Annotated in this window: 14 protein-coding genes; 2 read left to right on the top strand and 12 right to left on the bottom strand. The window is 49.2% G+C overall.

The annotated features are described in order from the left end of the window. Positions 1 to 2: 2 nt before the first annotated feature. The 8 genes from ACTL32_RS01335 to ACTL32_RS01300 all read right to left on the bottom strand — a co-directional run bounded on the left by ACTL32_RS01335 (position 3) and on the right by ACTL32_RS01300 (position 8,410). Entirely contained in the window at positions 3 to 1,454 is a 1,452-nt protein-coding gene (locus tag ACTL32_RS01335; protein ID WP_441339791.1) for an oligosaccharide flippase family protein, read from the bottom strand. 24 nt (positions 1,455 to 1,478) lie between these two features. Next, positions 1,479 to 2,690 carry a hypothetical protein gene (locus ACTL32_RS01330; RefSeq protein ID WP_441339790.1) on the bottom strand — a complete coding sequence of 404 codons (1,212 nt, stop codon included), beginning with the start codon at positions 2,688 to 2,690 and terminating at the stop codon, positions 1,479 to 1,481. Between the two features lie 33 nt (positions 2,691 to 2,723). After that, on the bottom strand, positions 2,724 to 3,479 hold the full coding sequence (locus ACTL32_RS01325) for a WecB/TagA/CpsF family glycosyltransferase (RefSeq protein WP_441339789.1): 756 nt from the start codon (positions 3,477 to 3,479) through the stop codon (positions 2,724 to 2,726). Continuing rightward, a complete protein-coding gene (locus tag ACTL32_RS01320; protein WP_441339788.1) occupies positions 3,479 to 4,288 on the bottom strand; it encodes a glycosyltransferase family 4 protein in 810 nt (269 codons plus the stop codon). Before ACTL32_RS01320 ends, ACTL32_RS01325 begins: the two co-directional genes overlap by 1 nt. Positions 4,289 to 4,639: 351 nt before the next feature. Beyond that, complete coding sequence (locus ACTL32_RS01315) at positions 4,640 to 5,266, bottom strand: sugar transferase (protein WP_441339946.1); 627 nt, start codon at positions 5,264 to 5,266, stop codon at positions 4,640 to 4,642. Positions 5,267 to 5,430: 164 nt separating this feature from the next. Beyond that, positions 5,431 to 6,132, bottom strand: coding sequence for a CpsD/CapB family tyrosine-protein kinase (locus ACTL32_RS01310; RefSeq protein WP_441339787.1), 702 nt, complete (start codon positions 6,130 to 6,132; stop codon positions 5,431 to 5,433). A 3-nt stretch (positions 6,133 to 6,135) separates the two neighbouring features. Further along, positions 6,136 to 6,864 carry a YveK family protein gene (locus ACTL32_RS01305; protein WP_441339786.1) on the bottom strand — a complete coding sequence of 243 codons (729 nt, stop codon included), beginning with the start codon at positions 6,862 to 6,864 and terminating at the stop codon, positions 6,136 to 6,138. A gap of 484 nt (positions 6,865 to 7,348) precedes the next feature. Continuing rightward, positions 7,349 to 8,410: an S-layer homology domain-containing protein gene (locus ACTL32_RS01300; RefSeq protein ID WP_441339785.1), complete on the bottom strand. Its 1,062-nt coding sequence runs from the start codon at positions 8,408 to 8,410 to the stop codon at positions 7,349 to 7,351. Between the two features lie 195 nt (positions 8,411 to 8,605). On the opposite strand from ACTL32_RS01300, the gene ACTL32_RS01295 reads away from it, so the two are divergent. Both ACTL32_RS01295 and ACTL32_RS01290 read left to right on the top strand, forming a co-directional pair. After that, a complete protein-coding gene (locus ACTL32_RS01295; protein ID WP_441339784.1) occupies positions 8,606 to 9,430 on the top strand; it encodes an aldo/keto reductase in 825 nt (274 codons plus the stop codon). Positions 9,431 to 9,593: 163 nt separating this feature from the next. Beyond that, positions 9,594 to 10,952, top strand: a complete 1,359-nt coding sequence (locus ACTL32_RS01290; RefSeq protein WP_441339783.1) for a hypothetical protein — start codon at positions 9,594 to 9,596, stop codon at positions 10,950 to 10,952. A gap of 83 nt (positions 10,953 to 11,035) precedes the next feature. Here ACTL32_RS01290 and ACTL32_RS01285 read toward each other — a convergent pair whose 3' ends face one another. The 4 genes from ACTL32_RS01285 to ACTL32_RS01270 form a co-directional block, all read right to left on the bottom strand. Continuing rightward, positions 11,036 to 11,290: a YgaP family membrane protein gene (locus ACTL32_RS01285; protein WP_441339782.1), complete on the bottom strand. Its 255-nt coding sequence runs from the start codon at positions 11,288 to 11,290 to the stop codon at positions 11,036 to 11,038. 282 nt (positions 11,291 to 11,572) lie between these two features. Then, positions 11,573 to 13,024, bottom strand: a complete 1,452-nt coding sequence (locus tag ACTL32_RS01280; RefSeq protein ID WP_441339781.1) for an amidase family protein — start codon at positions 13,022 to 13,024, stop codon at positions 11,573 to 11,575. Between the two features lie 256 nt (positions 13,025 to 13,280). Continuing rightward, positions 13,281 to 13,586 carry a hypothetical protein gene (locus tag ACTL32_RS01275; protein WP_441339780.1) on the bottom strand — a complete coding sequence of 102 codons (306 nt, stop codon included), beginning with the start codon at positions 13,584 to 13,586 and terminating at the stop codon, positions 13,281 to 13,283. Positions 13,587 to 13,768: 182 nt separating this feature from the next. Further along, on the bottom strand, positions 13,769 to 14,968 hold the full coding sequence (locus tag ACTL32_RS01270) for a MalY/PatB family protein (RefSeq protein WP_441339779.1): 1,200 nt from the start codon (positions 14,966 to 14,968) through the stop codon (positions 13,769 to 13,771). Between the last annotated feature and the right edge of the window lie 58 nt (positions 14,969 to 15,026).

Below are 15,026 nucleotides of genomic sequence, written 5' to 3'. Positions count from 1 at the left end.
TCTCATCCCGCTCCATTTCTATCTTTAATTAGCTTTGGAACCGTTCCCCCGCTCCAGATCCGGTATGCCGCCAGCATGAACACGGTGCCGTATCCAAGTGCGGCCATCGCTCTGAAAAAGAAATAATCCACTGTCAAGTAGGCCAACAAAAAAGCGCCTAAGGCAATCGCAGTTGCCGGAATATATGTGCTGAAATTGATGTTATAACCGCCAATGACTTTACGGGCGACAAATTCATGGAGCAAAAACAGCACAATATAAGAAATCAAAATTGCAATCGCCGCTCCTTCGATTCCCATCAGCGGCACCAACAAGTAATTCAACCCTAAATTCAGCACAGCAGAGATGATTGTGCAAAAAGCGACCCATTTCATATTCTTTTTAAATTGCTCATACCCGAGGGGGAATCTGTACAAGTACTGGAAAAATACGCCGATGGTGATCAACAGCACAGTGTATTTTCCATTCCAATACGGTTCAGGCGCCATGAACCGGAGCAGTTCCGGGGTCAGCAGCATGACCATGACAAACGCACTGCTGATGACAAGCGAATAATGTTTGGCATATTGATTCACTTTGCCTTTGTCGCCTGAGCGCGTATGGTCGAGATACCAAGGCGACCAAGCATTGTTGAAAGCATCTGCAATCAGCATCCCGATAATGCCGATGCTGAAGGCTACGGTGAAAACGGCTGCTTCGGTCTCGCCGAGGAACTCGACGATAAACAGCCGGCTCGATTGGCCTATGACCGTGGTTGCCACCAAGTGAATGATGATCGGCCAGCTTAATTTCAGGCAGAATGACCAATCGCTGATTTTAAATGCAGTCCGTTTCTGGTTGAAGAGGAATATATAGAGGACAAAAGCGATGATGGCAAAATTGACGATTGTTCCCGCCCAGATGCGGCCGAGATAGCGGTCATCCGCCATGCTGATGACAAAGAGCAGCCCGAGGACGACTAGACTGATTGAGACTGCCCCGGCAAAAATGATTTTCACCTTCGGCTGCTTTGTGTGGATCAAGTACATGCCGTAAAGTGTGCTTAAAGAAGTTCCGTACGATTGCAACAGCAGATGGGGGATCAGACGCTCTTCGAGACTCAGCAATCCTGCGAGCGCAGGTTTGAAAAGCAATCCGCCAGCTATGAAAACGGCGCCAGCCACGACGGTTAATAAGGTTATATTCCGTACATATTCCACAAACCGCTGTTCTTCCATGTGGACACGCGCAGTCGCAATTGATGCGCTCACTTGAAAGCCGATAAAAACAGCAATGAACGCCACCCATGTCGCAAATACTGCTGTAATCCCGAAATCGACGGTATCCATGATTCGGGTGAAGATCGGCGTCGTGAGAAAAGAAATCCCTTGGAGCAAGACAGTCCCGAGGACGTACAGGAGGGACGCGCTTATGAAATAATTGTTTTTGCCAAAGCTTCTCAACTTTCCAAACATGCCTGTTCCCCCCATAAAACCTCTTTATCTAGTCCGCCATGTGCTCTCGCCCAGTGCATCTCTTAGCAGCCGGAACTGCATTGCCTGACTGGCTGTGTCTGACTGCTGTAAATCATTGTATATTTTCAAGATGCTGGCATTGTAACGGTTGATGTGGCCTTTACTCATTTCCAAATGGTGCTGTGCAAGCCCGATCAAGCAGCGCATCTCTTCCGGCGACTTCAATAACCCTGAACCTCCCCAAAACTTACGGAACAAATCGTCCTGTCGGGATTTGTCGGGTTCCAGACCGCTGCCGAAAGCTCCAGTGAATTGACGATCATTAAAATCCATCTGAATCGCTTCTGATGCTGTAAGCCGGCTGCTGTCCCTTTTTACAATCTTTGACGGGATTTTCTCGAACGATTTGCCAAGACTCAAGCTATAGCCAATATGGGTGCCGATGTCGTTGCTCGCCACTGCATCAGCCAACCGAATCATCGTTCTTAACCGCTTCAGGAAATTCGGATCGAAACGCGCGCCGGCTGACACGATCTTCGCCCCCCGGCTTTCAAACAGCTCATAGACTCGGCTGTTCAAGTTCAGCCAATAGCCGCTGACTAAAACAGTATTGTAGGACTTCGCGATTCCGTCCATAACGTTATCAACAAAAGCAGACAGATCATAGTCCATCGAAGATGCTTCGTAGCTATGTGTCGGAAACACCAATAATGTTTTGCCATTTTTCCTCCTTATACTTTCGATTTGCTCTTCCGTGTAATAATCTGCTGCATAATGAATGTAGGGGCCGATGCAAAAAACCGGTTTTAGCGGATTCACGGAATGAATCATATGCTTCTTGTATGCGCCTTGGAATACCAGATTAGGATGTGAAAAGATTTCCATTTTCTCAACAGCACTTTCAGAGAAGTTCACACCATGTTCAATTTTCGGCAGCACGAGCGGTTTATTCATTGAAAGACCGGCATATTCATAGAGTGCTTGTATGTGTCCGTACAAAAGGGATTCTCTGCCGATGCAATTTGTACCAATCATGTTTTTTGCGCGCTCAAAGCTTTTCACTTTCTCTTTCAGCTCCCCGCTCTCTTGGAGTGAGTCGATGCAGCTGAATTCCCGGATCTTCCTTTCCACTCCTAAATTGTTCCTGGCATGTGCAGAACGGACAACCACATCCGTCGCGTATAAATTCTTCTTATAAGTCCTGTTTTTGATCTCATCGATGATCTGCACGGGCATCCACTCCGATTCCTCATTTTCCCTTTTGCCGGCTTATACTTTTTTAGCCATCGCCGGGAATATCGCTAATCTGAAAACATGAAAGAAAAACACGAAATTGCCGACTAAATAACGTTTCCACATCCGCTTCGGTTCGATCAATAAACGAAACAGCCATTCTGCGCGGAGGTTCCGGAAAATTGGCGGCGCCCTTTTGATGCTTCCGGAAGTGAAGTCCAAAAATGCGCCTACCGCCATAAAAAGCGTGGCGTCAAGGCTGGCGAAATGTTCTGCAATCCATTTTTCCTGCAACGGGACCCCTAAACCGACGAGCAGCAAATCTGGCCGTGCCTTATTGATTTCCGCAACAATTGCAGCAGAATCATCAAAATAGCCATCCGAACTGCCTGCAATCCGCAAACCGGGGTTATGTCTACGGATATTAGCTCCGGCTTTTTCGGCAACTCCCGGTTTTCCACCTAAAAGATAGACGCTTTTGCCCATCCGGCCGGCCGCCGCCATTACTTCCGGAGTGAAATCTGTGCCATTCAGGTTTTCCTTTAACTGGATGCCGAAAAGTTTAGCACCCAGTTCAATACCGATTCCGTCATTAAGCACATACTCTGCTTCATTGACCAGTTGCCGGTACGTGGGATCCTGCTGGGCAATATTGAAGCAATGGGCGTTGATAAAGTACACGCGCGCTTTCATGTTCCTTTCAAGCCTATCAACAAGTTCATCGAGCAAGAGCGGTTTGTCCACTGCCGAAATCTTGACGTTGCCGAGGTTTTGATAATCTTTTGCCGACATCACCTCACCCCCTTTGGTATTTCCCTTTCTAGCCGGTGCGCCTTTTCACGGTACAAGTCTTCATACATTTCTTCGATTTGCTGAAAATATTCCTTCTCATCAAACCATGCTTCTGCCAGACTCCTGGAGGCTTGCCTGAATTCCTGCAACGCCGGATGATGGATGGCACGATTCAGCCGTTCTTCTAGTGCTTCCACATCCCTCGGTGCAATCAAATATCCATTCTTTCCTTCTTTCACTGCTTCATCGATGCTTCCGACATTTGTTGAAACTACTGGTATACCGTAGCTAATCGCTTCCAGCACGGACATTGGCAGCCCTTCGAAATAAGAAGGGAGAACGAACAGATCCGCTTTCCGCATAAGCTTTTGTTTTTCTTCTGGTCCCGCCCACCCATGGAAACAATAAGAAGAGCTGATTCCATGATTGTTCACCAATTGCTTCGCTTGCTCCAGTTGCGGACCATCTCCCGCGATATCAAAGACCAGTTGGAGCTGGTGCTCTTCAGCTTTCTTTATTGCTCCAACAGAAGCCTCAATCAAATCAAATATGCCTTTCTCCTGGTGAAGAACCGCTAAAAACAAGATAGAGAAGGTATTACTTTTTAAAATCGATTCATCAAGAACCGGTAGAGGCACGGCATTCATCAATACTTTGATGCTTGCTTCCGGTTCGATGTGATGCAGTATTTTTTCCCACTTGCTCCCGAGTGCAATCACTTTGTCAGATTCTCTGAGCAACTTGTTGATTCGCCGCTTACCCATCCTCGGCATGCGATTGTAAAATTCCTGAAAATTCCCGCCGTGCATATGGAGAACCACTTTTCTTCCGAAACTTTTCGCTATCTTGAAAACGAGGTATTTCCGGACGAAGCTCCCTTTATCAGACATATGTAAATGGAGAATCTGTGTGTTGATGGACATAAGGTGATAAATGATGGCAATCAGCCCTTTTGCAAAATAGAAAGAGTTGTACAGCCGTCCTTTTTCAGAATGGGTCGGAATGTAGGCCAAGTGGATTTTTTGAGAAAACGGATGATTCAGGAAAGATTGGACCACCGTCGTCATCCCACCCCTGACTTTTGTATTCGACCCAACCATCAGCACGTTGATTCTCGGTTCCATCGCCAACTCCCCATTTCCAATAAAATGCTTCTTTGATCAATAAGCGTCTCTTGAACCGAACAGCACGAACACTGTCCGGATAATCAGTTTGAAATCGACCCATAAGCATTGTTCTTTGATGTATTTCACATCCAGCTCCACCCATTCGTCAAATCCGACACTGCTTCTTCCGCACACTTGCCAATAACAGGTGAGACCGGGCATGCATTGAAGACGCCGCTTTTCGGATTCGGTATATTGAGCCACTTCATCAGGAAGCGCCGGGCGCGGACCGACCAGACTCATTTCCCCTTTCAGCACATTGAACAACTGCGGCAATTCGTCAATACTGGTTTTTCTAATGAATTTTCCGATTTTTGTTATGCGAGGATCTGATTTAATCTTAAAAACTGGCCCGGCTAATTCATTTCTTCCATTAAGTCCATCCCTTAGGGCTTCCGCATCGACCACCATTGAGCGGAATTTATACATATAAAAATGTTCTTCTCCCTTACCAACACGCTGTTGTTTGAAAATCACAGGAGCTTTCATATCTTCCGCTTTGATTAATACATAAACGACTAGGAATAATGGCATCAGCAGCAGGATTCCCAGCAATGATAAAGTGACATCTACGATTCTCTTGTATAAGAAATATCTATGGTCAGCAGAGGGCTCTATTATATTAAGGGGGAAGTCATATACCTCTGCCACGAAACCATCTGGAAAATCATATACTTCAGACACCACTTCTTGTTTGCTCTCATTCGAAACTGTCAATAACCTCACCACTTTCAATTAAGTAGTTTTTACAGATTGTTCAGAATCACATCCCAGAAAAAGCGAAATCATTGCGTGTTTTGGTAATAAGATTGGGTAAGGTCGCCCTTCGGTAATTTGAAATTGTTCAACACCGCTCCGAGCAGCTTGCCGTTCGAAGCAATTATCGCTTCTTTCGCTTTTTGTGCTTTATAGCGCTGCGTTTTTCCGGCATTGATAACGAGGACTATACCGTCGCATTTATTCGCCAGAATTTGACCGTCGGTCACTGACAATATCGGAGGTGAGTCGAAAATGATAAGGTCGTACAGTTCCTGCAGTCGTTTCACTGTGCTCTGGAGCAATAAAGAAGACAGAAGTTCTGCCGGATTCGGAGGTACCGGCCCGCTTGGAAGCAAATCGAGCTTCTCGATCGACGTCGGAATAATCGCCGTCTCAAGCGCACCTTGCCTTGACAAAACTGTCGAAAGGCCTTGTGTATTGTCTTTTTTGAATGTGAAATGCATTGTCGGTTTCCGCATGTCAGCGTCGATCAACAGCACGTTTTTTCCTTCTTGCGCAAAGACGATGGCCAAGTTGGCGGCGGCGGTGGACTTTCCTTCATAAGGCGACGCCGAAGTAATGACCAGCGTCCGGATTTTTTGGTCTGGAGAAGCAAAATTAATATTAGTCCGTAGCGTCCGAAACTGTTCAGCCACGTAAGAATTCGGCAAATTTCCGGCTATGAGCCTTCTGCCAGCGTGGTCGGCAGCATTGATTTTTTTCACCATCGGCTAGACCCCCTCTCTTTTCAATTCGGACGCTGGCAGTTTCTTCACCTTTTCTTCTTCTGGGAACGTGGATATGATTCCGAGCACCGGGATATCGAGCGATCCATCAATGTCTTCATCATTCTTGATTGTCGTATCCAAATATGACATCAAAAATGCAAAACAGATGCCACTAGCTAATCCGAATAGGCCAGCAAGCAGCATGTTCAGAATTGGCTGTGGTTCAACCGGAATCGGATTTTGAGGCAACACCGCTGGCGAGAGGATCCGGACATTGTCAACATTCATAATTTCCTTTATTTCCTCCTGGAAAATTTCCGCAATGAAATTGGCGACATTCACTGCATTTTCCGGACTTACATCCCTAACTGTGATGCTGACCACTTGCGACTCTTCAGCAGTATTGACGGTGATTTTTTCATTCAATTCAGCAATGGTTGTCCTGAGCCCCAGCTGTTCTATGACCTGATCCAGAATGACCGGACTTTTGATGATGACACTATACGTATTGATGAGGCGTAGATCTGTTTCGTTGTCGTAATTATTCACCTGGATGGTGCCAGGCTGGTTCTGGTTGACGAGAATCTGAGTTGATGCTTGATAAATCGGGTTTACGAAATAATAAGAAGCTAAAGCTGAAATAACAACGGCCAATATAGTTAACGTAATGATGACACCGGCATATTTTTTCAAAATCGCCAATATCTCTGCCAAACTTTTGCTTTCTCTCATTTAATCCCCTCGCTTCTGTTTTGCTTTTCTAATGTTAATGGCTGTTCACTTCTGAAAACTTCTGGTCTGTGGCGACTGTTTTCAAATCCCAATTCATCTAAATATTCCTTTTACCAACAGTTGAATTTCTAACGGATGATAAGTTGCATGTTTATGTAAGCTATAAGACTGTTCCAAAACATAAGAAATACCAAAAACAAAATCACGTTAATGCATCATAATTATCATAAAAATACCTTTTGTAAAACAAAACAAGTTCTTTTTATTCATATCTTCTAATGGTTATAAATTCTATCACTAAATTTAGTGAATAAAAAGACTTAATTAATAAAAATATTTATAATTTTCAGTTTTCAGCGCTTTTTTACTTAAAAGATGTATTTAAATTACTTTTTAGAAACAAATACATACTGAGAATTGATATTCGATTCCTCAAAAAACACAAAAAAGCTGCACCCAATCAGTGGATGCAGCTTCCTGAAATTCATTTCACATCGACCAGTTCAAAAACGACAGTTCCCGATGCGTTGATCGTCTTGACCGTCGACTGCCCCGGCACCATGTAATAGCGCGTGCCGTCATACGTCGTCACTTCCGTGGCGTTGGTGAATGTCTTGTAGCGGGTCGCAACGGTTTTATTGACTGCGGTGATGGTATTGACTTGGCTGTCGTCGCCGTTGAACGTATCAAACTTCTTGCCTGCAACGACCGGGTAGGGGAGCGCGATGTCGTATTCCGAATACGGCCAGCCGAATGCAATGAAGCGGTAGTTCTCAAGCTCCGCATACTCGCCGGTTTCACCAGCGTACTCCACGGTCCACATAAATCCATAGGCGAGTCCATCCCGGTCCGGCACATCGACAAAGCGGTGCACCGCCGACGTGCCGTCAGCCATGCGGTACGTATAGGTCTTCGTCTTGTCTTTCATGTAGGAACCTGGAATCGCCGCATCGTTCTTGAACTTCGGCTCGAGGCCGCGCGCGATGAACGCCGCAAACTGGCCGCGCGTCACCCGGGCTTTCGGCCGGTATGTGTTGTCCGGATAGCCCGCGGTGATGTTCGCCGCAATGATGAGGTTGACCGAATCATAGGCCATCATGTTCGGCGAAACGTCCTTAAAGCCGTTCTGGAAACCGAGGCCAAGGTTGAAGACGCGCGCGAGCACAATCGCCATGTCGCCGCGGATGATTGGCGCATCCGGCTTGTACGTCCCGTCCGGATAGCCGGTCAGGTAGCCCGCCTTCACCGCTTCAGCAATAAAACCGCTCGCAAAATGAGTCTTCGGCACGTCGCTGAAGCGCGTCGCCTGCTGGGTGCCGCTCAAACTTTTCAAGCGGGCGATCATAATCGCCGCTTCGGCACGGGTCACCGGCTGGTCGGGTTTGACGCTGCCGTCCGCCTCGCCCTCGATGACGCCTTTGTCGATCAGATAATTCATTTCCTCATAAAATGTATGGCTCGCGGGCAAATCCGGCGGCGCCGCTTGGACCGGGACTAGGAGAAACAGAGACAGCACAATGGCAATTGGCGCAAAAAGATTTTTCATGGCTCTACCCCTTTTCTCGTTCGTTTTTTCTTGTATCTTCAGTTTAACAATAAAAACTTGATAAAAATATAAAAATATTAGAAAAATCAGATTATATTTACTTCCTTTTTTACATTCAGTTGTGCGGGTTTTGAGCGGCGCAGGAAGGGTATTTACTAAGGCACACGAAATTTCAGGAAAAAGGAGAAATGCGAAATGGAATATATCACATTGAACAATGGTCTTCAAATGCCGCAGCTGGGATTCGGGGTTTGGCAGGTGCCGGACGATGAGGCGACGGATGCGGTGCGAAAAGCGATCGAGTCGGGCTACCGGTCGATCGATACGGCGATGATCTACCAAAACGAAAAAGGCGTAGGGAAAGCGATCAAGGAAGCGGGCGTTCCGCGCGAAGAGCTGTTCATCACGACGAAAGTTTGGAACAGCGATCAGGGCTATGACGCTACACTTCGCGCTTATGAAGAAAGCCTCGAGCGCCTCGGCCTCGACTATGTCGATTTGTACCTGATCCACTGGCCGACGCCGGAGTTCGACCAATTCGTCGATACATACAAGGCGATGGAAAAACTGTACAACGACGGCCGCGTCAAGGCGATCGGCGTCTGCAACTTCGAGATCGAACACCTTCAGCGCCTGCTCGATGAATGCGACGTGGTCCCGGTGCTCAATCAAATCGAATGCCACCCGTACCTGGCACAGAATGAATTGAAGGAATTCTGCGCGAAGCACGACATTTTCATAGAAGCGTGGAGTCCGCTCGACCAGGGCGGCGAAGTCTTGTCGGATGAGACGGTGAAACGGATCGCCGAATCACACGGCAAATCGCCGGCACAAGTCGTATTGCGCTGGCACCTTCAGAACAACACGATCGTCATCCCGAAATCCGTCACGCCTTCCCGCATCGAAGAGAATTTCCAAGTATTCGATTTCGAGCTGTCGACAGATGAAATGGATGCAATCATCGAGTTGAATAAAGACCGCCGCAAAGGTTCGCACCCGAACGAAATGCACGTGCGGTAAAATTGGACAGGCTGCCGGAAGATTTTTCCGGCAGCCTGTTTTTCGTATGGAGGTAAATTGCGTGCGTGCCAGGCACGCACACAATTTACCAAAAGCCCTTTTAAAAGACGTCTCCCCTTTTTTCTGGCAAACTGAAGAGACCAACACAGAAGGAGTTCCTGCCATGAAACCGATCCTGCGGCCGCTCAGCACACTCTTGATGGGTGGGACCTATTTGGTGTCCATCTTTTTCCCATTCCCCTTTGCCACTATTCTTATCAGCCTGTTCGCCCTCATTGCGCTGCTGTCGTTTTTTCCATACTTGAAGACGGTGCCGAAAGTGCTGATCCTCGCCCTTACCGTCGGCGCACTGGCGATGGATTTGAGCGCCCAAGGCCTGCATGAATTCTTCATCGGCCTGCAGACGAATGCCAATGTTCTTGCGATCTTCATTTTCGTGCCGCTCCTTGCGATCCCGATACGCCAAGGCAATTACCTGACGTACATAGAAGTCATCTTTTCGTATTACATCAAGCGGACGGACGGGCTGTATTTATTCTCCACCTTGACCGCCGGCAGCATCGGCGGCGTCATGAACATCGGCTCGATCCCGATCCTCTACCAGCTGACCGATACGCCGTCGTTCGCGCCGTATACGATGCTGCGCGTCAAGGCGATGATCCGCGGGTTCGTCCTGGCATTCCTGTGGTCCCCTTATTTCATCTCGGTCGGCCTGGTGCTGGCGTATTTTGACGTCACGTGGCTGCAGCTGTTCCCGGTCGGCATCGTGCTGACGTTCCTCATCATGGGGAGCGGCTATCTGCTCGAACGCAGATCCGCTAAGCCGATTCCGCGGGACGCGCCGCTGCCGGATGCCTTGGAGCTGCACCGCGCGAAGCAGAAAGTCGCAGAACTTGCAGGGGTCATCGGCTTGATCACGGCGATCATCATGGTCAGCGAGAATTTGACCGGCCTGTCCGTCCTGACAATCATCCCGCTTGTCGCCATCATCATGTCGTTCGTCTGGTCGCTGTTTTTCTCGCCCCGCCAGCAGCTCCTCCGCAATTACCGAGCGTTCTTCGATGCGCGCGTTCCCGGCATGGGCAACGAATTGTCGCTGTTCATCATCGCCGGCGCATTTGGCACGGCGCTCCTGAACAACGGCGCGGACGAATGGATCGTCACCTTGCTCAATGCGTTGAACATCACGAACGTCCTGCTTTTGATTCCGTTGATGCTCGCACTTATGGTCATCCCGGCGCTGCTCGGGCTCCATCCGGTCATCACCGCAACGATTCTCGCCATCACGCTCAGCGATGCGCCGCTGTTTGCCGGCGACCATTTCTATTTGAGCCTCGGGCTGCTTTCGAGCTGGATGGCGACAACGCTCGTCTCGCCGTTTTCCGGCTTGAACCTGCTGCTTGCCGCGCTCAGCCGCAGGAGCCCGTTTGAGATCAGCTTGAAATACAACGCCGGTTTCGCCGCGATGCTGTGGGCGATGTGCTACGCGGCGATTGTGCTGTTGTACTTTTTCAGCCAATAAAAAAACTTATGCGGGCTTTTCATTCCATAAGAAAACCGCTGGCGGAATCGATTGATTCCGCCAGCGGTTTCTGTGTTTATTTCTTACATCGTAATCGGCTTCTGCATCGGCATGTTAATCTGCTTCAGCTTTTCCTTCTTTTTCTGTAATCCGAGCGCTTGGGTCATCGGACAATAGCGGGTGACGCCTTCTGCGACTTTCTGTGCGCCCATGAATGCCAAAAACATTTGGCCGCCAGTCGGCTCCTCCTTCGCCATCTTGGCAATCGACCATGCGAGCAGCGTCAAGCCCCCGGAAATGCGCATCATTGCATTGACCCTACCGATGTTCTTTTCCATCCTGTCTCCCCTCCTTTTTCCAAATCGTTACCTATACAGTTCCCTATTCCGAACCGGCTAAACCGCTGTGTCGCCCTCCATAAACCCGTCATTCTCCTGGAAAAAAGGTCTTCCTTTCCCCAAGTAATACTTCATGAACATGGCCCAGTCTCGGGGCGACGGATTATGAGCGTTCAGCCGTTCGCTATGAGCGTTCAACGCTAACTTTTGAGCATCCCCCACTTCCTCGGCCAAATAAAAACAGCAGCTTCAAAAAATAGAGAGCTGCTGTCATCAAATATTTTATTCAAATACAGGCGCTTTGCGCTTTTTTGTTGCCTGCTCATAGGCATAGGCCAGTTCGATCAGGCGGGGTTCGCTCCAGGCAAGGCCGCTGAACGTCACGCCGACCGGCATGCCTGTCCCTGTGTAGCCGCCCGGAACGGTAATCGACGGATAGCCCGCTTTTGCCGGCATGGCGGCGCCTCGGTTGTTCTGGAATAGGAGCGCGTCCAGATTATGCTCCGCCATCGCCGCGTCGATGCCTTTTTCTGCTGAAATCTTCAGGTCGGTCGCGCGGTGCAGCAGATACGTCGTATCCGCCGGGTCCTCGCTCATCATCTGCGTTTTCTCAAGTTCGGCCTGGCCGAATTTCATCCGGACTTCCGGATCCTCTTTGTTGAACTCGATGAGCTCCTCAAGCGACTTCACCGGAACGTCATCCGATAGGCCTTTCAAGTAGGCATTGATGCCGCGCTTGAACTCGTACCACAGCACATCCGAGTGGAATTCCTCAACCGGGATCGTCATTTCGACGATAACCGCACCGAGCGCTTCCATGTCTGCCATCGCCTGGTCCATGATGGCGCGTTCGTCCGGTTCGGCGTCATTCAAGAACGTCACATCGACGCCGATGCGGGCGCCTTTCAGGCCGTCCGCTTTCAGATGCGGGGTGTAATCAGCCAAAAATTTGCCTTCGCTTTTTTGTGTCGCCAAATCGCGTTCGTCAACACCCGTCAATGCGCTGAGCGTAATCGCCGCGTCCGCGACAGTGCGCGCCATCGGCCCCGGTGTATCCTGGCTTTCCGCGAGCGGAATGATGCCGGCGCGGCTGATCAGACCGACCGTCGGTTTGATGCCGACAATCGACGTGGAGCTTGCCGGACTCAAAATCGAACCCGAGGTTTCCGTGCCAATGCCGACCACTGCGAAGTTCGCTGCAATCGCAGCACCTGTACCGGAACTCGAGCCGCCGACACTGCCTGCCTCAAAGCGGTCGACGCCGTACGGATTGTGCACCTGTCCGCCAAGCCCGCTGTAGCCGCTCGGACCGTCCTTCGACATGAAATACGCCCATTCGCTCATGTTCACTTTGCCGAGGATGATGGCGCCTGCCTGGCGCAGCCGCGCGGCGATGAACGAATCATCCCGCGCGAAATTGTCTTTCAGCGCAATCGCCCCAGCTGTCGTCGGCATGTCGTCGGTCGTTTCGATATTGTCTTTCAATAGGACCGGGATGCCGTAAAGAGCCCCTTGCCCGTCCTGCCCGCGCATGCTATCCAGTTCTTCCGCAATCTTTAGCGCATCTGGATTGAGCGACAGCACCGAATTGATTTTCGGTCCGTTCTTATCGTACATTTCGATGCGGTCCAAAAACGCCTGAACAAGTTCAACTGATGTCAATTCGCCCGTTCCGAAAGCCTGCTGGATATCGTGGATGGTTGTTTCCTCTATTTCGAAAGTTGTTTTGTCCATGGGGTTCTCGCCTCTTCTTTCCAAAGGATTTCTAGCAGATGCGCATTGCGTGCGCCGCTATACTTTCAATTATATGAATTTATTTCGGGAATAGAAACAAAATGTTAAGGATAATTTTGAATACTACAGGATTATTCCTTTTTCCGGGGTGGGCTAAACACGTTTCATTCATCACAAATAAAAAAGCGCCTTTCGCTTTTCCGTTTTCACGGAGAGCGGAAGGCGCATGGACGAAGATCTTAACAGCTAAGAGATTTCACAAAGGCCGCGATTGGATCACCGGCCAAAAAAGATAAAGGTATGCCGCCATGACAACGATTGAAAAAACAGCTGTCCAGAGAACGTTCTCCAGAATATGCACTTTTCGTAATAAGGCGTTGATCAGAAGCAGCAAATTGGGCGACGCTCCGATAGCGGCAACAATCAGGAGGCTAATGAAAACTTCATTTCTCGGCTCTTGCCCCGCCCCTCCCCCTATGCCCATCGCACTGACAAAATACATGAATACATGGAAGAGAATAAGAGCAATGTTGAAAATTAAATACTGTAAAAAAGTCCTCAAATCTCCCTCCTTCTCTCCCTCTAACAACGCTTGACCAATTTTTTTACTAGGAGATAAATCTTTTTAAGTTAAAAATTCTACAAAATTCTGGAAATCCCTCTAACTGTAATCCTCTTTTTCTATCAATAAATAAAAATAGCCCGCTCCGATGGAAAAGTTCCATCAGACCGGGCTATCAAAATTTATTCCCCTTTTTCCAAATCCTCGAACTCCCGTGCAATCCGTTCCAATGCTTCCTGGATCAGCGGGCGCGGCGACGGCAGGCAAATGCGTTGGAACATCTCGCCTTCCTCGCCGAACATCTTGCCGTCTTCGAGGACGACGTTTGCCTTGTTGTAGATGCGGTCGTGGATCTCCTCAGCCGGAATGCCGTAGCCGCTGAAATCGAGCCACATGATGTAAGTACCTTCCGGAATATACGCTTTCACTTTCGGCATGTGCTCAGCCAGGAACTCGATCGTGAAGTCCATGGTGCCGTCGATGTATTCCTTCAGCTGCTCAAGCCATTCGTCTCCGTCGTTGTAGACGGAAATCAAAGCCGAGACGGTGAACGGCGACGGCAGCTGCATGCCCATCTCTGTCGCGAACGTGGTGCGCAGCTCTTCATCCGTAATAACAGCGTTCGTGCAATGAAGCCCCGCCAAGTTGAAGGTTTTATTGATCGCTGTGAACGTGATGATATTGCTCGTATCTTCGACCGCTTTTGCCATCGGCACGAATTCCTGCCCGATGCGCACCAAGTCGCCGTGGATTTCGTCCGCAACGATCAAGACATTATGGCGGCGGCAAATTTCCGCTAGTTTATTGAGCTCATCCGGCGTAAACACGCGGCCGCTCGGATTATGCGGGTGGCACAGGATAAACATCGTCGTATGTTCATCTTTCGCCTTTTCCTCGAAGTCCTCAAAGTTGATCGTGTAATGGTTGCTCTCGCCCAGCACGAGCGCGTTGTTGACGACTTTCCGGTCGTTGCCTTCGATCGCGCCGGTGAACGGCGGGTAGACCGGGCGCTGGATGATGATGCTGTCGCCAGGCTTCGTGAATGCCTTCACCGCGACATTCAACGCGTGCACCGTCCCCGGGCTGTAAACGATCTCCTCTTTTTTGACCTTCCAGCCATGGCGCTTGTCAAGCCAATGGATGATCGAATCGAAATATTCATCGGGGAACACCGAATAGCCGAAAATGCGGTGGTCGACCGTTTTATGTAGCGCCTCGATCAGCGGCTGCGGCACAGGCAAATCCATATCAGCCGTAAACAGCGGAATCGTCTCCTCGTCAAACCGGTCGGTAATGCCGAACTCCTTGATCAGCTCGCCGCCGTCCCATTTCAGCGAATACGTGCCTTTCCGGTTGACCGCTTCATCAAAATTGTATTTCATTGTCCATCATCCTTTCCTGATTCATATGGATATCGTAACGCATCCATTCCCTTCATAC

Origin of the sequence: Planococcus sp. FY231025, from assembly GCF_052078085.1 — a bacterium.
Lineage (GTDB): Bacteria > Bacillota > Bacilli > Bacillales_A > Planococcaceae > Planococcus.
This window is presented reverse-complemented; position numbering and strand designations above follow the sequence as displayed.